The sequence below is a fragment of the Pseudomonas sp. FP603 genome (assembly GCF_030687415.1).
GTDB lineage: Bacteria > Pseudomonadota > Gammaproteobacteria > Pseudomonadales > Pseudomonadaceae > Aquipseudomonas > Aquipseudomonas wuhanensis.
The window spans coordinates 3,788,370-3,809,145 of sequence record NZ_CP117431.1 but is presented as its reverse complement, the minus strand read 5'-3'; the positions used below and the strand labels follow the sequence as shown (position 1 = coordinate 3,809,145).

Here is a 20,776-nt window from a genome sequence, read left to right as displayed (position 1 = left end):
CGGGAGCAAGCTCCCTCGCCACACAAGCCCGCTCCCACAGGGTTATGCAGTGTCAGTAAGTTTTGTTGAAACGCGTGTATCCAGTTTTGTGCGACGACATATCACAATTTGTATCTGGGCATAGGTCGCCAGACCATTTCGTGGTTAACTTCGGCCTCGTCAAAATTCTCTACACCAACGTTCAGAAGGACTCCGTTCATGGCTCAAGTCACTCTTAAAGGCAACCCGGTTCAAGTCAACGGCCAATTGCCACAAGCCGGTTCCCAGGCGCCAGCCTTTTCCCTGGTTGCGGGCAATCTGTCCGATGTGACCCTGGCGAGCTTCGCCGGCAAGCGCAAAGTGCTGAACATCTTCCCAAGTATCGACACCCCGACCTGCGCTACCTCCGTGCGCAAGTTCAACGCCCAGGCCAATGACATCGCCAACACCGTGGTGCTGTGCATCTCCGCTGACCTGCCGTTCGCCCAAGCCCGCTTCTGCGGCGCCGAAGGCCTGGAAAACGTCCAGAACCTGTCGACCCTGCGCGGTGCCGAGTTCATCGAGAACTACGGTGTGGCGATTGCCGATGGCCCGCTCAAAGGCCTGACCGCCCGTGCCGTCGTGGTGCTGGACGAAAACGACAAGGTCCTGCACAGCGAACTGGTCAAGGAAATCGCTGAAGAACCGAACTACGAAGCAGCACTTGCCGTTCTGAAATAAGTTTACTTTTACAATTGTTAACGGCCTGGCTCTGTCCAGGCCGTTTTCATTTGTGCTTCAGTGTCTTAGCCAAACCTCCTGTTACGTAAGCCAAAGGTAAATTGCCGGTAAAGGCGCTTTGCTTAATACCCGCCAGTGCTTATCGTTCAGCCTCCTGTAGAAAGAAGCTTCACGCGCCCAATGGTTGATCATTCCATGCAATCCTCCGCTTCCCGCAATCCTCGTCGCTGGCTGTTCGGCCTGCTTGTCCTGTTGGTCATCGCTGGCCTGTGCTGGAAATTCTGGCCCGCAAGCAGCAGCCCGAAGGAGGGCGCAGGGCAGAAAGCCGTTGCCGGGCACACCGGCCGGTCGGGGGGGATGCGTCCGGGGTTCGGCGGGGCGACCGGTCCGGTTCCGGTGCGCGTGGCGCCAGCGGTTAAGGGCGATTTCCCGCTGTATTACAAGGCGCTGGGTACGGTCACGGCGCTGAACACCATCAATGTGCGCAGCCGGGTGGGCGGCGAGCTGATCAAGATTTCGTTCGAAGAAGGGCAAATGGTCAAGGCAGGCGACCTGCTGGCCGAGATTGACCCGCGTCCTTACCAGAACGCCTTGCTCCAGGCTGAAGGCACGTTGCTACAGAATCAGGCGCAACTGAAAAACGCCCAGGTCGATGTCGAGCGCTATCGCGGCCTGTACCGCGAAGACAGTATCGCCAAGCAAACCCTGGACACCGCCGAAGCATTGGTCGGGCAGTACCTGGGCACGGTCAAGACCAATCAGGCGGCGGTCAACGACGCCAAGCTCAATCTGGAATTCACCAAAATTCGCGCCCCGATCGCCGGGCGTGTGGGCCTGCGTCAGCTGGACGTCGGCAACCTTGTGGCGGCCAACGACACCACGGCGCTGGTGATCATCACCCAGACTCAACCGATCAGCGTGGCCTTCACCTTGCCGGAAAACAGCCTGGAAACCGTGCTGGCCCGCTATCGCACCGGCGCCAAGCTGCCCGCCGAAGCCTGGGACCGCGGCGACACAAAATTGCAGGCGACTGGCGTATTGCAAAGCCTCGATAACCAGATCGACGTCACCACCGGTACCCTGAAATTCAAGGCCCGCTACGAGAACCGTGATCAAGCGTTGTTCCCGAATCAGTTCGTCAACGTCCACCTGCTGGCCGACACCCTCAAAGGCGTGGTGCTTGCGCCTTCGGCGGCGATCCAGTTCGGCACCAACGGCACGTTCGTCTATGCCATGGACGGTGACAAGAAGGTCACCATCCGCCAGTTGAAAGTCGGCGCCAGTGACGGTGATAACACGGTGATCACCGAAGGCCTGGCCGCTGGCGATCGGGTGGTGCTGGAAGGCACCGACCGCCTGAAGGAAGGCAGCGAAGTGGAGGTCGTCAACGACAGCAAGGATGTGCCGACCACCCCGACCGAACACTTGCAAGGCAAGTCGGCCGCCACTGCGCCTGACGCGACGACCACCGACAAGGCGAAAAAGGGCGGCGCATGAACATCTCGCGGCTGTTCATCCTTCGCCCGGTCGCCACGACCCTGAGCATGCTGGCGATTATTCTGGCCGGCGTGATTGCTTATCGGCTGCTGCCGGTGTCGGCATTGCCCCAGGTCGACTACCCGACCATTCGCGTCATGACGCTCTATCCCGGTGCCAGCCCGGATGTTATGACCAGCGCCGTGACCGCGCCGCTGGAGCGCCAATTCGGGCAGATGCCCGGCCTGACCCAGATGGCGTCCACCAGTTCCGGCGGCGCCTCGGTGCTGACCCTGCGTTTCAGCCTTGACATCAACATGGACGTCGCCGAGCAGCAGGTGCAGGCGGCGATCAACGCCGCGACCAACTTGCTGCCCAAAGACCTGCCAGCACCGCCGGTGTACAACAAGGTCAACCCGGCGGACACCCCGGTGCTGACCCTCGCCATCACCTCAAAAACCATGCTGTTGCCCAAGCTCAATGATTTGGTCGACACCCGCATGGCGCAGAAAATCGCGCAGATCAGCGGCGTCGGCATGGTCAGCATTGCCGGCGGCCAGCGTCAGGCAGTGCGGATCAAGGTCAACCCCGAGGCCTTGGCGGCCAATGGCCTGAACCTGTCGGACGTGCGCACGTTGATCGGCGCCTCCAACGTCAATCAGCCCAAGGGCAACTTCGACGGCCCGACCCGGGTGTCGATGCTCGACGCCAACGACCAGCTGACTTCGCCCAAGGACTACGCCAACCTGATTCTGGCCTACAGCAATGGCGCACCGTTGCGGCTCAAGGACGTGGCAGAAATTGTCGACGGCGCCGAGAACGAACGTCTTGCCGCCTGGGCCAACGAAAACCAGGCGGTATTGCTGAACATTCAGCGCCAGCCCGGGGCCAACGTCATCGAGGTGGTCGACCGGATCAAGGCTTTGCTGCCAAGCATCACCGACAACCTGCCGGCCGGTCTCGAGGTCACGGTACTCACCGACCGCACCCAGACCATCCGCGCCTCGGTCACCGACGTGCAACACGAACTGCTGATCGCCATCGCGCTGGTGGTGATGGTCACGTTCCTGTTCCTGCGGCGGGCCAGCGCCACGATCATTCCGTCGGTGGCCGTGCCGCTGTCGTTGATCGGCACCTTCGGCGTGATGTACCTCGCAGGCTTTTCGGTCAACAACCTGACCCTGATGGCGCTGACCATCGCCACCGGTTTCGTGGTGGACGATGCGATCGTCATGCTGGAGAACATCTCCCGATATATCGAAGAGGGTGACAGCCCGCTGCAAGCGGCGCTCAAGGGCGCCAAGCAGATTGGCTTCACCCTGATTTCCCTGACCCTGTCGCTGATCGCGGTGTTGATTCCGCTGCTGTTCATGGCCGACGTGGTGGGGCGCTTATTTCGCGAGTTCGCGATCACCCTGGCGGTGGCGATCCTGATTTCTCTGGTGGTGTCCCTGACCCTGACGCCAATGATGTGCGCGCGGCTGCTCAAGCGTGAGCCCAAGGAAGCAGAACAGGGCCGGTTCTACCGCTCCAGTGGTGCCGCAATTGATTGGATGATCGCGGCTTACGGGCGCAAGTTAAAGTGGGTTCTCAAGCACCAACCGCTGACACTGATGGTGGCCATTGGCACGCTGGCGTTGACCGTATTCCTGTACATGGTGGTGCCCAAGGGCTTCTTCCCGGTGCAGGACACCGGCGTGATCCAGGGTATTTCCGAGGCGCCGCAGTCGATTTCCTTTGCGGCGATGAGCGAGCGCCAGCAGCAACTGGCCAAGGTGATCCTGGCCGATCCGGCGGTCGAGAGCCTGTCGTCCTATATCGGGGTCGACGGTGACAACTCGACGTTGAACAGCGGTCGGTTGCTGATCAACCTCAAATCCCACAGCAATCGCGACCTGAGTGCCACCGAAGTGATTGCGCGCCTGCAACCGGAGCTGGACAAGCTGGTCGGCATTCGTCTGTTCATGCAGCCGGTGCAGGACCTGACCATCGAAGACCGGGTCAGCCGCACGCAGTACCAGTTCAGCATGTCGTCGCCGGATGCCGAGTTGCTCAGCCTGTGGAGCGGGCGTCTGGTGGAGGCTCTGGCGCAACGGCCGGAGTTGACCGACGTCGCCAGCGATTTGCAGGACAAGGGCTTGCAGGTTTATCTGGTGATCGACCGCGATGCGGCGTCGCGGGTCGGTGTATCCGTATCGAACATCACCGACGCGCTGTACGACGCCTTCGGTCAGCGGCAGATTTCCACCATTTACACCCAGGCCAGCCAGTACCGCGTGGTGCTGCAGTCGCAGTCCGGCGAGAAGATCGGCCCGGATGCGCTGAACCAGATTCACGTCAAGACCACCGATGGCGGTCAGGTGCGCCTGTCCAGCCTGGCGCATGTCGAGGAGCGTCAGGCGCAACTGGCGATCACCCACATCGGCCAGTTCCCGGCGGTGATGATGTCCTTCAACCTGGCGCCCGGCGTGGCACTGGGGCATGCGGTCGAGATCATCGATCAGGTGCAGAAAGACATCGGCATGCCGATTGGCGTGCAGACCCAGTTCCAGGGCGCGGCCGAAGCGTTCCAGGCGTCGCTGTCGAGCACCTTGCTGCTGATTCTGGCGGCGGTGGTGACCATGTACATCGTGCTCGGCGTGCTCTACGAGAGTTACATTCACCCGATTACCATTCTCTCGACCTTGCCCTCGGCGGCGGTCGGCGCCTTGCTGGCGTTGCTGTTGAGCGGCAATGACCTGGGGATGATCGCGATCATCGGCATCATCCTGCTGATTGGTATCGTGAAAAAGAACGCGATCATGATGATCGACTTCGCCCTAGAAGCTGAACGCAACCAGGGCATGGACCCGCAAACCGCGATCTATCAGGCAGCGCTGTTGCGCTTCCGGCCGATTCTGATGACCACCCTGGCCGCGTTGTTCGGCGCGGTGCCGCTGATGCTGGCCACGGGTTCCGGCGCGGAACTGCGCCAACCTCTGGGGCTGGTGATGGTCGGCGGCTTGCTGGTGAGTCAGGTGCTGACGCTGTTCACCACGCCTGTCATCTACTTGTACTTCGACCGCCTCGGGCGGCGCTGGGGCCGTAAGTCCGAGTCTGTGGAACCGGTAGAACAGCCATGAACCTGTCCGGACCTTTCATCAAACGCCCGGTCGCAACGATGTTGTTGAGCCTGGCGATCATGTTGCTGGGCGGTGTGAGCTTCGGCCTGTTACCGGTATCGCCGCTGCCGCAGATGGACTTCCCGGTGATCGTGGTTCAGGCGAGTTTGCCCGGTGCAAGCCCCGAGGTCATGGCCTCGACCGTGGCCACGCCGCTTGAGCGTTCCTTCGGCGCCATCGCCGGGGTCAACACCATGAGCAGCCGTTCCAGCCAGGGTTCGACCCGAGTGATTTTGCAGTTCGATCTGGACCGCGACATCAACGGCGCGGCGCGGGAGGTGCAGGCGGCGATCAACGCCTCGCGCAATTTGCTGCCAAGCGGGATGCGCAGCATGCCCACCTACAAGAAGGTCAATCCGTCCCAGGCGCCGATCATGGTACTGTCGTTGACTTCGGATGTGCTGGAAAAAGGCCAGCTCTATGACTTGGCCTCGACCATTTTGTCGCAAAGCCTGTCGCAGGTGCAGGGCGTGGGTGAAGTGCAGATCGGTGGCAGTTCGTTGCCGGCGGTGCGCATCGAACTCGAACCCCAGGCGCTCAACCAGTACGGCGTGGCCCTGGACGATGTGCGCACCACCATCGCCAACGCCAACGTACGCCGGCCCAAAGGCTCGGTCGAAGACGGTCAGCGGCTGTGGCAGGTGCAGGCCAACGATCAACTGGAGAAAGCCAAGGATTACGAGTCGCTGATCATTCACTACGCCGACGGCGCGGCCCTGCGCCTGAAGGATGTGGCCAAGGTCAGCGACGGCGTCGAGGACCGCTACAACAGCGGGTTCTTCAACGACGACGCGGCGGTGTTGCTGGTGATCAACCGCCAGGCCGGCGCCAACATCATCGAGACGGTCAACGAGATCAAGGCGCAGCTGCCGGCGTTGCAGGCCGTGCTGCCGGCCAGCGTCAAACTGAACCTGGCGATGGACCGTTCGCCGGTGATCAAGGCCACCCTGCATGAAGCGGAAATGACTTTGCTGATTGCCGTGGCGCTGGTGATTTTGGTGGTGTTCCTGTTTCTCGGTAACTTCCGTGCCTCGCTGATTCCGACCCTGGCGGTGCCGGTGTCGCTGGTGGGCACGTTTGCGGTGATGTACCTCTACGGGTTCTCCCTGAACAACCTGTCGCTGATGGCGCTGATCCTGGCCACCGGGCTGGTGGTGGACGACGCCATCGTGGTGCTGGAGAACATTTCCCGGCACATCGACAAGGGCGTGCCGCCGATGAAGGCCGCGTACCTCGGGGCCCAGGAAGTCGGTTTTACGCTGCTGTCGATGAACGTCTCGCTGGTGGCGGTGTTTCTGTCGATCCTGTTCATGGGCGGGATCATCGAAAGCCTGTTTCGCGAGTTTTCCATCACCCTGGCGGCCGCCATCGTGGTGTCGTTGCTGGTGTCGCTGACGCTGACGCCGATGCTCTGCGCACGCTGGCTCAAGCCGCATACGCCGGGGCAGGAAAACCGCCTGCAACGCTGGAGCCAACGGACCAACGAGTGGATGGTCGGCAAATACGCCACCAGCCTCGACTGGGTGCTGCGTCACCGTCGGCTGACCTTGCTTAGCCTGATCGTGACGATTGGCGTGAATATCGCGCTGTATGTCGTTGTTCCTAAAACCTTCTTGCCTCAGCAAGACACCGGCCAATTGATCGGTTTCGTGCGTGGCGACGACAGCCTGTCGTTCAGCGTGATGCAGCCGAAGATGGAAGTCTTCCGCCGCGCCGTGCTCAAGGACGAGGCGGTGGAGAGCGTCGCTGGGTTTATCGGTGGCAACAACGGCACCAACAACGCCTTCATGCTGGTGCGGCTCAAGCCGATCAAGGAACGCAACCTGTCCGCGCAGAAAGTCATCGAACGCCTGCGCAAGGAAATGCCCAAGGTGCCCGGTGCGCAATTGATGCTGATGGCCGATCAGGACCTGCAATTTGGCGGCGGCCGCGAGCAGACCTCCTCGCAGTATTCCTACATCCTGCAAAGCGGCGATCTTGGCGCGTTGCGCGAGTGGTATCCGAAAGTCGTCACCGCCCTCAAGGCGCTGCCGGAATTGACGGCGATTGACGCACGCGAAGGCCGTGGCGCCCCGCAAGTGACCCTGATTGTCGATCGGGATCAGGCCAAGCGACTGGGCGTGGACATGGACATGGTCACGGCGGTGCTGAACAACGCCTACAGCCAGCGGCAGATTTCGACGATCTACGACAGCCTCAACCAGTATCAGGTAGTGATGGAGGTCAACCCGAAATACGCCCAGGACCCGATCACGCTCAAGCAAGTGCAGGTGATCACCGCCGACGGTGCGCGGATTCCGCTGTCGACCATCGCTCACTACGAAAACAGCCTGGAAGACGACCGGGTCAGCCACGAAGGCCAGTTCGCTTCAGAAAGCATCGCCTTCGACATGGCCGAAGGCGTGACGGTGGAGCAGGGCTCGGCGGCCATCGAGCGGGCGATTGCCAAGGTCGGTCTGCCGGAAGACGTCATCGCGAAAATGGCCGGCACCGCCGACGCCTTCGCCGCCGCTCAGAAGAGCCAGCCGTGGATGATCCTTGGCGCGCTGGTGGCGGTGTATCTGGTGCTGGGCGTGCTGTATGAAAGCTACATTCATCCGCTGACCATTCTCTCGACCTTGCCGTCGGCCGGGGTCGGGGCGTTGTTGTCGATCTATGTGCTGGGCGGCGAGTTCAGCCTGATTTCCTTGCTTGGGTTGTTCTTGCTGATCGGCGTGGTGAAGAAAAACGCGATTCTGATGATCGACCTGGCGCTGCAACTGGAACGGCACCAAGGCCTTGAGCCGCTGGAGTCGATCCGCAGCGCCTGTCTGCAACGGCTGCGACCGATTCTGATGACCACTCTGGCGGCGATCCTCGGTGCCTTGCCGTTGCTGCTGAGCCGGGCCGAAGGGGCGGAAATGCGGCAGCCGCTGGGCCTGACCATCATCGGCGGGCTGGTCTTCAGCCAGGTGCTGACCCTTTACACCACCCCGGTGGTTTACCTCTATCTCGACAAACTGCGCCATCGCTTCAACCACTGGCGTGGGGTGCGTACCGATGCTGCTCTGGAAACTCCGCTATGACTGACCGTTCGCTTATCAACCTGGTTGCACCGCTGATCACAGCCCGAGGCTCGCGCTTGCTGAGCCTGTCGCTGTGCGTAGCGATGCTCAGTGCCTGCGCCATCGGCCCGGATTACCAGCGCCCGCCAGCCGCCGCGCCGGCACAGTACAAGGAAGCGGCTGGCTGGCGTCAGGCCAATCCCAGCGATTCTCTGGCGCGGGGAGCCTGGTGGGAGCTGTATGGCGATCAGCAGCTCAATGGTTTGATCGAAAAACTCAACAGTGCAAACCAGACCGTCGCCCAGTCCGAAGCCCAGTACCGACAGGCCCAGGCCTTGGTGCGCAGTGCCCGGGGGGCGTTTTTCCCGACGGTGGACCTGACGGTCGGGAAAACCCGTTCCAGCCAAGGCACCGGTAGCAGCAGTTCGAGCCTGAGCAGTTCCTCCAGTGGTATTCGCGACACCTATACGGCGCAGGCCGGGGTTAGCTGGGAAGCAGACGTCTGGGGCAAATTGCGCCGAGGCCTGGAAGCCGACACGGCCAACGCCGAGGCGAGTTTTGCTGACTTGGCGGCGATGCGCCTGAGCCAGCAATCGGAGCTGGTGCAGAACTACCTGCAACTGCGGGTGATCGACGAACAGAAACGCCTGCTGGAAGCGACGGTCGAGGCCTATCAACGTTCGCTGACAATGACCGAAAACCAGTACCGCGCTGGTGTCTCCGGCAAGGACGCAGTGGCCCAGGCCACCACGCAGCTCAAAAGCACCCAGGCAGAAATGGTCGACCTGATTTGGCAGCGCGCGCAGTTCGAGAACGCCATCGCCGTACTGATTGGTCTGCCGCCGGCCGAGTTCGGCCTGGCTGAAACACAGGACATCCCGGCATTGCCGCAGGTGCCGCTGAGCCTGCCTTCGCAGTTGCTGGAACGCCGCCCGGACATCGCTTCCGCCGAGCGCTCGGTGATGGCCGCCAACGCCAACATCGGCGTGGCCAAAGCCGCTTACTACCCAGACCTGACCCTGAGCCTGAACGGCGGTTATAGCAGCAGCACCTCTAACAACTGGATCAGCGTGCCGAACCGCTTCTGGTCGGTCGGCCCGCAACTGGCCATGACCCTGTTCGACGGTGGGCAGCGCTCGGCGGAAGTCGATCGCAGCGAAGCGGCCTATGACGAGACCGTCGCCAAGTACCGCCAGACTGTGCTCGATGGCTTCCGTGAAGTGGAAAACTATCTGGTGCAGCTCAAGGTGCTGGAAGACGAAGCCAAGGTGCGCCAGGAAGCACTGGATGCGGCACGCGAGTCCCTTCGCTTGACCCGGAACCAGTACAAGGCCGGGTTGATCGCTTATCTGGATGTGGTGGTGGTTCAGGCCACGGCGTTGAGCAACGAACGCAACGTGCTGAGCTTGCTGCAGAGCCGCTTGATCGCCAGCGTGCAGTTGATTGCTGCACTGGGTGGCGGGTGGGATGGACAGCTTCAGGTCAGTGACCAGCAATAACCCCATCCCTGTGGCGAGGGAGCTTGCTCCCGCTGGACGGCGAAGCCGTCCCAAAGAGGCTGACGCGTATATTCAGACAAAACGCATCAACCGGTTTGCGACTGCTGCGCAGCCGAGCGGGAGCAAGCTCCCTCGCCACAATCGCCTTGATGGCCTTTTGATGACTTTGTGAGTGCGTTCGTCAGCGGAGTCAGTACAATCCCCGACTTTGCTCCCCCGAGAACGGATGCGGGAGCGGTCGCGAGAAGTCCCATGCTCATCGGTAGTTACTCTCTTACGTTGGTTTTCATATCGCTCTGTGTGGCGATACTGGCCTCTTACACCGCGCTCGACCTCACCGGTCGCATCGCCACGTCCAAGGGGCGGGCGGTGCATCTGTGGACGGCTGGCGGCGCTTTTGCGATGGGCATTGGCGTGTGGTCGATGCATTTCATCGGCATGCTCGCGTTCACCTTGCCGATTGATCTGGGCTATGACGCGACCCTTACGGCGCTGTCCCTATTGATTGCGGTCTTGTCCTGCGGTTTTGCCCTGTGGCTGGTCAGCCAGCCACAACTGCCGGCCTGGCAACTGTTGTTCGGCGCGCTGGTCATGGGCGCAGGCATCAGCGCCATGCATTACACCGGCATGGCCGCGATGCGCATGCAGCCGGGCATCGATTACGACCCGGCACTGTTTAGCGCGTCGCTGCTGATTGCCGTCGGTGCGTCGGGCGCGGCGTTGTGGATCGCTTTCCGCCTGCGTCGGCACGCACCGTATGTTCGTCTGATCCGCGGCGGAGCAGCGGTGATCATGGGCATCGCCATCGTCGGTATGCACTACACCGGCATGGCTGCGGCTCGTTTTGCCGATGGCAGTTTCTGTGGTGCGGCGGCTGATGGCCTGAACGGCGAGGGGACTGGACAGTCTTGTTCTGATCACCACCCTGGCGGTGTTGAGCATTGCCTTGCTGACGTCGATCCTCGATGCACGCCTGGAGGCTCGCACCGCGGACCTCGCTCAATCGCTGACCGAAGCCAATCGAGAACTCACTCAACTGGCGCTGCACGACACACTGACCGGGCTGCCGAACCGAGTATTGCTGGCCGACCGTATCGATCAGGCGATGTCGAGGGTGCAGGAGCAGGGCGGCTGTTTTGCGTTGATGTTCATTGATCTGGACGGCTTCAAACCGGTCAACGATGCTTTCGGGCACCACATGGGCGACCAGTTGCTGCGTGAGGTCAGCCTGCGCCTGCGCGAGGATTTGCGCAGCCAGGACACCTTGGCGCGGATCGGCGGCGATGAATTTGTGCTGCTGGTGCAACTCACCGAGCCGAATGACGCGTTGAACCTGGCGGCGCGACAGGTGGGGCTGATTGCGCGACCGTTCCGGGTCGCGGAGCATGACTTGCAGATTTCCGCCAGCGTCGGCATCGCGCTCTATCCGGGCAATGGTCAGACCGCCGAGGAATTGCTGATGAACGCCGACGCCGCGATGTACCACGCCAAGGGCGCCGGGAAAAACGGCCATCGTTTCTTCGACGCCTCGATGAACAGCAACGCGCGCAAACAGCTGCAATTGCTGCAAGACCTGCGTAATGCTCTCGATCAGCATCAGTTCAGTCTCTATTACCAACCCAAGTTCGACGCCGGCAATGGCCGACCGGTGGGCGCCGAGGCGTTGCTGCGCTGGGCGCACCCGACTCAAGGCATGCTGCAGCCGGACAGTTTCATTGATCTTGCGGAGAAGACCGGGCTGATCATTCCGATCGGCGAGTGGGTGCTCAACGAAGCCTGCCGTCAGATGCGTGAGTGGTATGTGCTCGGTTACACCGACTGGCGCATCGCGGTGAACCTCTCGGCCTTGCAGTTCTGCCATGCCGGATTGGTACAGAGCGTCGCCAAGGCCCTGGCCACTCATCATCTGCCAGCCAACAGCCTGACCCTGGAAATTACCGAAACCACCGCCATGAGCGACGCCGATGCGAGCATGACAGTGCTGCAGGAACTCTCGGAAATGGGCGTCGACCTGTCCATCGATGACTTTGGCACCGGCTATTCGAGCTTGATGTACCTCAAGCGCCTGCCAGCCAATGAATTGAAGATCGACCGGGGTTTCGTCCGCGATCTGGAACACGACAGCGACGACGCGGCCATCGTCTCGGCCATCGTCGCCCTCGGCCAGGCACTGGGTTTGCGGATCGTCGCCGAAGGGGTGGAAACCGGTGTCCAGCAAGACTTCCTGACCCAACTCGGATGCGACTCGTTGCAGGGTTATCTGCTGGGGCATCCCCTGCCTGCCGATCGCTTCATGGCCGATGTTCATCGTGGGGAGCAGCTGGCTGCGGGCTGATGGACCCCCTCGCCACAGGTTGTCGTTATTGGAATTGACGCAGGTTCATGCAAAACCGCGCAATGGCGGTTATTCTTGGCCCCGACTGCTTACGCTTGAACGGGGGAAATGCCAGCATGGACAAAGTCATTGTCATCACCGGCGGCAGCCGCGGAATTGGCGCCGCCACGGCTCTGTTGGCCGCAGAACAAGGCTATCGGATCTGTATCAACTATCAGTCCGACGAGCAGGCGGCGCACAGTGTGCTGGAACAAGTCCGCGCACTCGGCGCCCAAGCCATTGCGGTACGCGCCGATGTGAGTATCGAAGACGAAGTGATCGGTCTGTTCCACCGCGTAGACACCGAACTCGGTCGGGTCACGGCGCTGGTGAACAACGCCGGTACCGTCGGGCAAAAGTCGCGGATCGACGAAATGTCCGAATTCCGTATCCTGAAAATCCTCAAGACCAACGTCCTGGCACCGATCCTCTGCGCCAAACACGCGATCCTGCGCATGTCACCCAAACACGGTGGGCAGGGCGGCAGCATCGTCAACGTGTCGTCGGTCGCTGCCCGCTTGGGCGCCCCCGGCGAATATGTCGACTACGCAGCGTCCAAAGGTGCGCTGGACACCTTCACCATCGGTCTGTCCAAGGAAGTGGCGGGCGAGGGGATTCGTGTCAACGCCGTGCGGCCGGGTTACATCTACACCGATTTCCATGCGCTGAGCGGTGATCCGGACCGGGTCAGCAAGCTGGAATCGGCGATCCCGATGGCTCGGGGTGGGCGGCCGGATGAAGTGGCGGAGGCGATTGTGTGGTTATTGTCGGATAAGGCGTCGTATGCGACGGGGACTTTCGTCGATCTTGGTGGCGGACGGTAAAAAAGCGGGAATGTAGGCTGGAACTGGATCAGAAACATCAGTTCATGAAGCAACGAGAGTGAAACACGGCTATTCAGTCAATATAGCGGGGGCCGTGTTTCACACCAACATCAATGTTATCGCTGACCAATGTAAATGTTATCAATGTCTATACTTCCACTGGCCGCCTTTGCTTTTAGGAGAATCCAGATTGTATTTAGTCCACTGGTTTTAGGTGTATACGAAGCGGATGTGTCGTGCCATTGCCCATCCGATGGAGGAATAGTGAAATCTCCATACCCACCGTTTGCCTCTCCTATAGCAGTGACAGCAAATTGCGTCACCTCGAGGCCCTCTGGTAGACGGACGCACAAATCAATTTGGATTGGGCGCTGCTCAAACACGGTTTCGAGCTTTTTTCTCACTTCTATCGACGAAATGTCACCGCCAGGTGTTAGGGGTAGGGATAAATAATGATGAAGGTCGTCCTTCATGACTGTTTCATTGCCTGGGGCGGTAATCCATCCATGGTCAAAGTTTGTGAAGTAGTGAATAGGATTTGAATTGTTCATTTGCAATCCCTGAGGTTTTGAGTGCTTGCGAGCGAGTTTAAGAAGAAGTTAACTTTAACTAGTGTTGGGCTAGTCAAGTGAACTCCTGCTTAGTTAAACAATACGGCAACACTCCCGTCTACTGTCAGAAGTAATAGGTATTCACCAAATTCACGGCCGTTCGTCGGAGCTTGGTTTAGTGGACAAGGCTTCTTATGCGGGAGCGATGTCGTCGGTGAATTTTTCGTAGCGTTTCATCAAAGGCCCGGTTTGAAGTTATTCAGCGGGTGTGCTGTTGTGGCGAGGGAGCTTGCTCCCGCTCGGCTGCGTAGCAGTCGTAAACTAGACATCTCGATTTATCTGATGTATCGCAACGACCTGGGTTGGGAGAGCGCTGTGCACTCCAGCGGGAGCAAGCTCCCTCGCCACAGGTCTGTGTCATTGGAATTGACGCAGGTTCATGTAAAACCGCAATGGCGGTTATTTTTGGCCCCGACTGCTTACGCTTGAAACGGGAGAAATGCCAACATGGACAAAGTCATCGTCATCACCGGCGGCAGCCGCGCACTCGGCGCCCAAGCACGCCGGTGCCCGTCGGGCACAAGTCACGGATAGACGAAATGTCCGAATTCCGCATCCTGAAAATCCTCAAGACCAACGTCCTGGCACCGATCCTCTGCGCCAAACACGCGATCCTGCGCATGTCACCCAAACACGGTGGGCAGGGCGGCAGCATCGTTAACGTGTCGTCGGTCGCTGCCCGCTTGGGCGCCCCCAGCGAATATGTCGACTACGCAGCGTCCAAAGGCGCGCTGGACACCTTCACCATTGGCCTGTCCAAGGAAGTAGCGGGCGAGGGGATTCGCGTCAACGCCGTGCGGCCGGGTTACATCTACACCGATTTCCATGCGCTGAGCGGTGATCCGGATCGGGTCAGCAAGCTGGAATCGGCGATCCCGATGGCTCGGGGTGGGCGGCCGGATGAAGTGGCGGAGGCGATTGTGTGGTTGTTGTCGGATAAGGCTTCTTATGCGACGGGGACTTTCGTCGATCTTGGCGGTGGGCGTTAAACCTGATGCGTTGCTTTGTCAGTGCTGGCCTCATCGCGGGCAAGCCTCGCTCCCACAGGATTTGTGTCGTTCACAAGCTTTTTGACCAACACAGTTCATTGTGGGAGCGAGGCTTGCCCGCGATGAGGCCAGCGCCGGCAATATCGAACTTTCAGAACGACCGCACGATTGTGCCCAACGTCTCCATCACCTTCTCGGCCGCCTCATCCCACGGGCTGTCGTCATTAGCCGAATACAATCCTGAACCGCTGGGTCGGTGAAAGATTGGCCTTGAAAACAACACTCCATCAGTTATGCCCCTTCTTTTTTGGATCGTCCACTCTGCGGGGGGACCCATCAATTAGCGTCATGCTTTTGTTGGTAGTTACTGGTTTTATATTGTTGTGTTGTCTGTGATTGTTTTGTCTTTTTTCTGGCTAATGACTTCTTGCGAGTTTGGTAAGAAAACGTACTTCCGACATTCTTTGTATTGGGTTTGTTGTGGGGAGGACGTTGAGTTTTGAAGTTTGGGTGACTATTCTTTGTTGGCGCTCTGCAAGAGGTGGGGCTTAAACTAATTAATGGAAAACTTAAATGGATATTTAATCAGGATGAAGTGGCGCTTTGGGAAGGTTTTATACTGAACCATGTGTACAGCAATTTTTCGGTGACTTCCCCCGCAAATTTTTTGTCGGATGCGGCCAAGTTTGCAGATGATTTGATTCTGGAACGACGCAAACGTAATTTTCTAAAAGAATAAGCTGTTTCTTTGTGAGGTTGGCAGCGAGCGCCTGCTGTAAATAAGTTGCAGGCGCTACCCATTTACACTGGGGCTGTTTTTCGATGTGGTCACCAAGCTGTCAGTCGTTGTATTGTTTTTATTTTGCTGGCGGGAATATTTAAAGTAATATTGTTCTATTTAAGGTTAAGGTGTTTGAATGAGTGTGGAAGATGAAAATAAGTCTATGGTGGCCTATCTTTTTCTTGAGGGGAAGCCGTTGGTATTGAACTATCAGCTTATGGAGAACAGGCTGAAGCGACCGCGTCTGACGCCGGCTCAACGCGTGGAATATGATCGTCAGCTTCGGAGTGAAGGTGGTTTCCTGACAGTGGCTGATAACGAACGCGATGCGCCATTGTTGATTCACTTTCGTTGGGATAATGATCGTTATACGCTCCGTGTTGCGACACCCGGGAAGTTTTACGGTTATTTTCTGAGTATGGAAAGTATCCTGGACGCCAGGGGTGAAAAAACGTCAACTCAAAACTTGATGGTGTTGGAGAAAGGTGAGCCGACACGATTCTATCTTGAGACCGTAGCACCCGATCTCTTTCGATTGAGGAATGTGGCTAAGAGGTCGAGTGCGTCAGAAGGGCTCTTGGGCGGAGCATCGTCCGCTTACAGCGTTCTTAAACTGGTAGAGGATCAGCTTGGCGAGCCTACTTATTTCTATAAACAAGAAGGGCGCCTTCGAAATGACCCGCAGCAATATTTCTCGGATACATTTTTGCATGCTGAACATGTGATGTTTTGGCCTAATGGAGTGCATCTTGGCTTGCAGGTCAGGGGGGCGGGCGTTTTGGAATTGAGCGATGTTGGCTGAGAGAGCCAATCATTAAGGGGCGCTTGGAGAAGAGCCATTGCATGTTGTAGTCGCTGCTGAGGTTGGCCGGTATTGGCCGGGTATTACTTGTCAGGCATCGATTTATTTATCAGGAAAAGTCCTGCCAGCTTTTGTTGGCAGGACTTTTTTGCGACTAAGGGTATTTTGTCAAAACGAGCGTACGATCCTACCCAACGTCTCCATCGCCTTCTCGGCCGCCTCATCCCACGGGCTGCCGTAGTTCAACCGAATACAATTCCTGAACCGCTGGGTCGGTGAAAAGATCGGCCCCGGCGCAATGCTGATCCCTTGTGCCAATGCCATCTGAAACAACTTCAATGAATCCATCTGCGGCGGCAGTTCCAGCCACAAAAAGTAACCGCCGGCCGGTTGGCTGACGCGGGTCTGGGCCGGGAAGTAGCGGGCGATGGCGGCGAGCATGGCACTTTGCTGTTCTTCCAGGGCGTAACGCAGTTTGCGCAGGTGCCGGTCGTAGCCGCCGTGTTGCAGGTAATCGGCGATGGCGGCCTGAGCGGGCATCGAGGCGCAGAGCGATGTCATGAGCTTAAGGCGTTCGATTTTCTGCGCATAACGCCCGGCAGCGACCCAGCCGATGCGATAACCGGGGGCCAGGCTCTTGGCGAACGATCCGCAATGCATCACCAACCCCTCAGTATCGAAAGCCTTGGCCGGTTTCGGCGCCTGTTGCCCGTAATAGAGCTCGGCGTAGACGTCGTCTTCGATCAGCGGCACTTGATGGCCGCGCAACAGCTCCACCAGCTCCTGCTTCTTCGCTTCGGGCATGGTCGCGCCCATGGGGTTCTGGAAACTGGTCATGCACCAGCAGGCCTTGATCGGATGCCGTTCCAGGGTTTGGGCAAGCACGCCGAGGTCGATGCCGTCTCGTGGGTGGACGGGGATTTCCACGGCTTTGAGCTTCAACCGTTCCAGCACTTGCAGGCTGGCGTAGAACGCCGGAGCTTCGATGGCCACCAGATCGCCGGGTTCGGTCACAGCTTGCAGGCACAGGTTCAGGGCTTCGAGGGCGCCGTTGGTGATCAGCAGTTCCTCCATGGGCAGCATCAGCCCGCCGACCATGTAGCGCAGGGCGATTTGCCGACGCAGTTGCGGGTTACCCGGCGACATGTCGGTGACGACCATGCGTGGGTCCATTTCCCGGGCGGCACTGGCCAGCGAGCGAGACAGGCGTTGCAGCGGGAACAGCGTGGGGCTGGGGAACGCCGAACCGAAGGGCACGGTGTTCGGGTCCTTGATCGAATCCAGCACCGAGAACACCAGTTCGCTGACGTCGACTTCGGTGGACTCATTGACCTGGCTGCTGATCACCGGCTCGGAGAACGGGCTCGGTGCATGCGCATTGACGAAGTAGCCGGAACGCGGCCGGGCGCGGATCAGGCCACGGCGTTCGAGCAGGTAATAGGCCTGGAACACCGTGGACGGGCTGACGCCGTAGGTCTGGCTGGCGTAGCGCACCGATGGCACCCGCTGGCCGGGACCGAGGACGCCGGAGCGGATCAGTTCAGCGATGTCGTCGGCGAATTTTTCGTAGCGTTTCATCAAAGGCCCGGTTTGAAGTTATTCAGTGGTTGCGCTGTTGTGGCGAGGGAGCTTGCTCCCGCTCGGCTGCGTAGCAGTCGTAAAATTTTGGGGGCGCTTCGCACCCCAGCGGGAGCAAGCTCCCTCGCCACAGAGGACCGCATCTGACAAAGGACTGCATCTTAAAGGCTCAACGGTTCATCGGCGCAACAAACCGGCTCTTGGCCACGCTGTAGATGTCCGGTTCATCGCTGTCGACAATCTTGAAACTGATGGTCTGCGAGCTGCTGTTCGGCCGTTCCGTGGTCATGGCCACCGACACCGGCACATCGACGATCTCACCGGGGGCCAGGCTCAGTTCGGTCTTGCCTTGCAGCTGGAAGCCATCGCCATCGACCAGCGTCAATCGATAATCCTGACGTTGCTGGGTCTTGTTGATGACCTTCAGGCTGTAGATGTTTTCGATCTGGCCTGCACTGTTCTCGCGGAACAGGCCACGGTCCTTGCTCACGTCCAGCGACACCATCGGCCGCTCCACCAACGCCAGGGCGAGGGCGCCGATCATCACCAGCAGCACGGCGGTGTAACCGATCAAGCGCGGGCGCAGCAGGTGAGTCTTGCCACCCTGTAATTCATGTTCCGAGGTGTAGCTGATCAGCCCCCGGGCGTAGCCCATTTTGTCCATGATCGAATCACAGGCGTCGATGCACGCGGCGCAACCGATGCACTCCATCTGCAAGCCGTCGCGGATGTCGATGCCGGTCGGGCAGACCTGCACGCACAATTGGCAATCGATGCAATCACCCAGTCCGACCTCGGCAGGTTTCACCTCACGCTTGCGCGGGCCACGGTTTTCGCCGCGGGCCACATCGTAGGAAATGGTCAGGGTGTCCTTGTCGAACATCACGCTCTGGAAGCGCGCATAGGGGCACATGTGCATGCACACCGCTTCGCGCAGCCAACCGGCATTGATGTAAGTGGCGCCGGTGAAGAACAGCACCCAGAACAGGCTGACCCCGCCGATTTGCAAGGTCAGCAGTTCTTCGGCCAATGGGCGGATCGGCGTGAAGTAGCCGACAAAGGTCAGGCCGGTGAGCAGGCTGATGGCCAGCCACAAGGTGTGTTTGGCCGAGCGGCGGATCAGTTTGTTCAGGCCCCAGGGCGCGGCTTGCAGTTTGATCCGCTGGTTGCGCTCGCCTTCGGTGAGCTTTTCGCACCACATGAAGATCCAGGTCCAGGAACTCTGCGGACAGGTGTAACCGCACCAGACCCGGCCTGCGAACACGGTGATCGCAAACAGGCCGAACGCGGCGATGATCAGCAGCGCCGAGAGCAGGATGAAATCCTGTGGCCAGAAGGTAGCGCCGAAGATATGGAATTTGCTTTCGGAAAGGTCCCAGAGCACCGCCTGGCGGCCACCCCAGTTCAGCCACACCGTGCCGAAGAACAGCAGAAACAGAAACCCCGCGCCGCTCATGCGCAGGGTGCGGAACAAACCCGTGAAGCTGCGGGTGTGGATCAGGTTGTCGCTGGATTTGGCCTTTGTCTTTGGACGCAAAGGCTCATTGCTTTTTATAAATGAGGCAGGTTCAACGGTTCGGACGGGGATTCTATCGCTCATGGTCTTTCGCTCATCAGCCTCCATCAGGCCTGAGCACTATGACCAGCGATCTGTTTGCATAACAGACTCAGCTAAAGCAATAAAAAGCGGATCAGATGAGTTCCTGGCACCCGCCTGCGACAACTTGATGCACCCGCAACGGCTGGCCGCAAACACCTATGCCAAGTGTTTGCGACGGGTGTTGATGCGGGTCAGTCAAATCACCGAATCACTGTCCGTGGCCTTCAGATGCCGACGCCCATCCGTTGCGCCTGCTACGGTCAATGCATCGGCTTCTGCTTCGGTGATGTAGATGCGCTGGCCGTCGAGGTCCACCGCCGACATGGATTTTTCCCCGTCGGTGATGATGGTCACGTCGGGGCAAAGACGAATTTCTTCGCCACTTTCGGTGGTGAAAAAGCAGGTCTGGTTTTCGATGCGCACGGTCATGGGGGCGTCCTTTTTCTGCGGGTTCTTGAGCGTTAGGGCTCATCCACCAGTCATCGTTCTGTGCAACCGATTAATGGTGGGTGCGGTCCATCCTTTATCGAGTCATTAATTCATCACAAGGACTGCGCCATGGACGCCTGGTGGCACGAGGTTTGGGTGACGCTGCAAGCGGAGTTCGCGGACATTGGCGATGCTTCACAACTGACGCGCATTACGGTGCGCTTGCTGATGGCCGCTGTGCTGGGCGGCATTCTCGGTTTCGAACGTGAACAGAAGGGCAAGGCCGCCGGGATTCGCACCCATATGCTGGTGGCGCTGGGCGCGGCGCTGTTTGTGCTGGTGCCGCAGATGTCAGGATCCCAGGCCGATGCCATGAGCCGCGTGGTGCAGGGTGTGATCGCCGGCATCGGCTTTCTCGGCGCCGGGACTATCCTGAAAAACACCGATGGCGACGAGGGCCATGTCAAAGGCCTGACCACCGCCGCCGGTTTGTGGATGACGGCGGCCATTGGCGTTTCGGCCGGGATGGGGCGCGAGGCGACAGCGGTGCTCAGTACGTTGCTGGCGTTGGTGATTCTCGCTGTGATGCCTGTCGTCGTGCGCCAGTTTGAAAAGGATCGAAACCCGTAAGTGAGTTTCATGCAGTTTACGGATGCACGATCTCCGGCGGCTGGCTGCTCGGCGGCACTTCCCGGGGTGGCGGTCTGGTGCCTGGCGGTTCCTGCGCGGGGACGGGGTCGGGTTCGGTCGGCGGCGTTGGCGGTATCGTCGGCTGATCGATGTTCGGATCGGGTGTCTCGGCCGGGATTGGAATACTCATCGCTACAGTCTCCAGTGGCAGATGGCGTGAGTCGTGCTTAAGTTGATTGACCCGTACTCAGGGAATTTGATTCCCCGAAAGACTTGGCA

13 protein-coding genes and 3 pseudogenes are annotated in these 20,776 nt (G+C 59.4%); 10 read left to right on the top strand and 6 right to left on the bottom strand.

The window, feature by feature from the left end:
• Positions 1-198 precede the first annotated feature (198 nt).
• From tpx to PSH65_RS17350, 7 genes and pseudogenes are all read left to right on the top strand, one after another.
• The gene (gene tpx / locus PSH65_RS17380) at positions 199-699 is read left to right on the top strand and encodes a thiol peroxidase (protein WP_305421475.1); all 501 of its coding nucleotides are present in this window, start codon (positions 199-201) and stop codon (positions 697-699) included.
• A gap of 180 nt (positions 700-879) precedes the next feature.
• Positions 880-2,196: an MdtA/MuxA family multidrug efflux RND transporter periplasmic adaptor subunit gene (locus tag PSH65_RS17375; RefSeq protein ID WP_305421474.1), complete on the top strand. Its 1,317-nt coding sequence runs from the start codon at positions 880-882 to the stop codon at positions 2,194-2,196.
• Positions 2,193-5,297, top strand: a complete 3,105-nt coding sequence (locus tag PSH65_RS17370) for an MdtB/MuxB family multidrug efflux RND transporter permease subunit (RefSeq protein WP_305421473.1) — start codon at positions 2,193-2,195, stop codon at positions 5,295-5,297. Before PSH65_RS17375 ends, PSH65_RS17370 begins: the two co-directional genes overlap by 4 nt.
• Complete coding sequence (locus PSH65_RS17365) at positions 5,294-8,401, top strand: efflux RND transporter permease subunit (protein WP_305421472.1); 3,108 nt, start codon at positions 5,294-5,296, stop codon at positions 8,399-8,401. Before PSH65_RS17370 ends, PSH65_RS17365 begins: the two co-directional genes overlap by 4 nt.
• Complete coding sequence (locus PSH65_RS17360; protein ID WP_305421471.1) at positions 8,398-9,879, top strand: efflux transporter outer membrane subunit; 1,482 nt, start codon at positions 8,398-8,400, stop codon at positions 9,877-9,879. Before PSH65_RS17365 ends, PSH65_RS17360 begins: the two co-directional genes overlap by 4 nt.
• A gap of 252 nt (positions 9,880-10,131) precedes the next feature.
• A pseudogene (locus PSH65_RS17355) lies at positions 10,132-12,214 on the top strand (putative bifunctional diguanylate cyclase/phosphodiesterase).
• Positions 12,215-12,330: 116 nt separating this feature from the next.
• Entirely contained in the window at positions 12,331-13,077 is a 747-nt protein-coding gene (locus PSH65_RS17350; protein WP_305421470.1) for an SDR family oxidoreductase, read from the top strand.
• A 116-nt stretch (positions 13,078-13,193) separates the two neighbouring features.
• Here PSH65_RS17350 and PSH65_RS17345 read toward each other — a convergent pair whose 3' ends face one another.
• Entirely contained in the window at positions 13,194-13,628 is a 435-nt protein-coding gene (locus PSH65_RS17345; RefSeq protein ID WP_305421469.1) for a hypothetical protein, read from the bottom strand.
• Positions 13,629-14,200: 572 nt separating this feature from the next.
• On the opposite strand from PSH65_RS17345, the pseudogene PSH65_RS17340 reads away from it, so the two are divergent.
• Positions 14,201-14,677 (top strand): annotated as a pseudogene (locus PSH65_RS17340) (SDR family oxidoreductase); the annotation flags it as partial.
• Positions 14,678-14,828: 151 nt separating this feature from the next.
• On the opposite strand, the pseudogene PSH65_RS31850 reads toward PSH65_RS17340, so the two are convergent.
• A pseudogene (locus PSH65_RS31850) lies at positions 14,829-14,937 on the bottom strand (GntR family transcriptional regulator); the annotation flags it as partial.
• Positions 14,938-15,594: 657 nt separating this feature from the next.
• Here PSH65_RS31850 and PSH65_RS17335 point away from each other — a divergent pair.
• Positions 15,595-16,260 carry a hypothetical protein gene (locus PSH65_RS17335; protein ID WP_305421468.1) on the top strand — a complete coding sequence of 222 codons (666 nt, stop codon included), beginning with the start codon at positions 15,595-15,597 and terminating at the stop codon, positions 16,258-16,260.
• A 168-nt stretch (positions 16,261-16,428) separates the two neighbouring features.
• Here the strand turns inward: PSH65_RS17335 and mapR are convergent, their stop codons facing one another.
• The 3 genes from mapR to PSH65_RS17320 all read right to left on the bottom strand — a co-directional run bounded on the left by mapR (position 16,429) and on the right by PSH65_RS17320 (position 19,867).
• On the bottom strand, positions 16,429-17,838 hold the full coding sequence (gene mapR / locus PSH65_RS17330) for a GntR family transcriptional regulator MpaR (RefSeq protein ID WP_305421467.1): 1,410 nt from the start codon (positions 17,836-17,838) through the stop codon (positions 16,429-16,431).
• 169 nt (positions 17,839-18,007) lie between these two features.
• Positions 18,008-19,438, bottom strand: coding sequence for a cytochrome c oxidase accessory protein CcoG (ccoG, locus tag PSH65_RS17325; protein ID WP_305421466.1), 1,431 nt, complete (start codon positions 19,436-19,438; stop codon positions 18,008-18,010).
• Between the two features lie 195 nt (positions 19,439-19,633).
• Complete coding sequence (locus tag PSH65_RS17320) at positions 19,634-19,867, bottom strand: DUF3203 family protein (RefSeq protein ID WP_305421465.1); 234 nt, start codon at positions 19,865-19,867, stop codon at positions 19,634-19,636.
• A gap of 129 nt (positions 19,868-19,996) precedes the next feature.
• Here PSH65_RS17320 and PSH65_RS17315 point away from each other — a divergent pair, with 129 nt between their 5' ends.
• A complete protein-coding gene (locus PSH65_RS17315; RefSeq protein WP_305421464.1) occupies positions 19,997-20,497 on the top strand; it encodes an MgtC/SapB family protein in 501 nt (166 codons plus the stop codon).
• A 16-nt stretch (positions 20,498-20,513) separates the two neighbouring features.
• Here PSH65_RS17315 and PSH65_RS17310 read toward each other — a convergent pair whose 3' ends face one another.
• Positions 20,514-20,687 carry a hypothetical protein gene (locus PSH65_RS17310; protein WP_305421463.1) on the bottom strand — a complete coding sequence of 58 codons (174 nt, stop codon included), beginning with the start codon at positions 20,685-20,687 and terminating at the stop codon, positions 20,514-20,516.
• Positions 20,688-20,776 lie beyond the last annotated feature (89 nt).

Excerpts from the sequence above, each read along its gene's own strand:
- tpx (WP_305421475.1), top strand. The coding sequence starts at position 199 with ATGGCTCAAGTCACTCTTAAAGGCAACCCGGTTCAAGTCAACGGCCAA.
- PSH65_RS17375 (WP_305421474.1), top strand. The coding sequence starts at position 880 with ATGGTTGATCATTCCATGCAATCCTCCGCTTCCCGCAATCCTCGTCGC.
- PSH65_RS17370 (WP_305421473.1), top strand. The coding sequence starts at position 2,193 with ATGAACATCTCGCGGCTGTTCATCCTTCGCCCGGTCGCCACGACCCTG.
- PSH65_RS17365 (WP_305421472.1), top strand. The coding sequence starts at position 5,294 with ATGAACCTGTCCGGACCTTTCATCAAACGCCCGGTCGCAACGATGTTG.
- PSH65_RS17360 (WP_305421471.1), top strand. The coding sequence starts at position 8,398 with ATGACTGACCGTTCGCTTATCAACCTGGTTGCACCGCTGATCACAGCC.
- PSH65_RS17350 (WP_305421470.1), top strand. The coding sequence starts at position 12,331 with ATGGACAAAGTCATTGTCATCACCGGCGGCAGCCGCGGAATTGGCGCC.
- PSH65_RS17345 (WP_305421469.1), bottom strand. The coding sequence starts at position 13,628 with ATGAACAATTCAAATCCTATTCACTACTTCACAAACTTTGACCATGGA.
- PSH65_RS17335 (WP_305421468.1), top strand. The coding sequence starts at position 15,595 with ATGAGTGTGGAAGATGAAAATAAGTCTATGGTGGCCTATCTTTTTCTT.
- mapR (WP_305421467.1), bottom strand. The coding sequence starts at position 17,838 with ATGAAACGCTACGAAAAATTCGCCGACGACATCGCTGAACTGATCCGC.
- ccoG (WP_305421466.1), bottom strand. The coding sequence starts at position 19,438 with ATGAGCGATAGAATCCCCGTCCGAACCGTTGAACCTGCCTCATTTATA.
- PSH65_RS17320 (WP_305421465.1), bottom strand. The coding sequence starts at position 19,867 with ATGACCGTGCGCATCGAAAACCAGACCTGCTTTTTCACCACCGAAAGT.
- PSH65_RS17315 (WP_305421464.1), top strand. The coding sequence starts at position 19,997 with ATGGACGCCTGGTGGCACGAGGTTTGGGTGACGCTGCAAGCGGAGTTC.
- PSH65_RS17310 (WP_305421463.1), bottom strand. The coding sequence starts at position 20,687 with ATGAGTATTCCAATCCCGGCCGAGACACCCGATCCGAACATCGATCAG.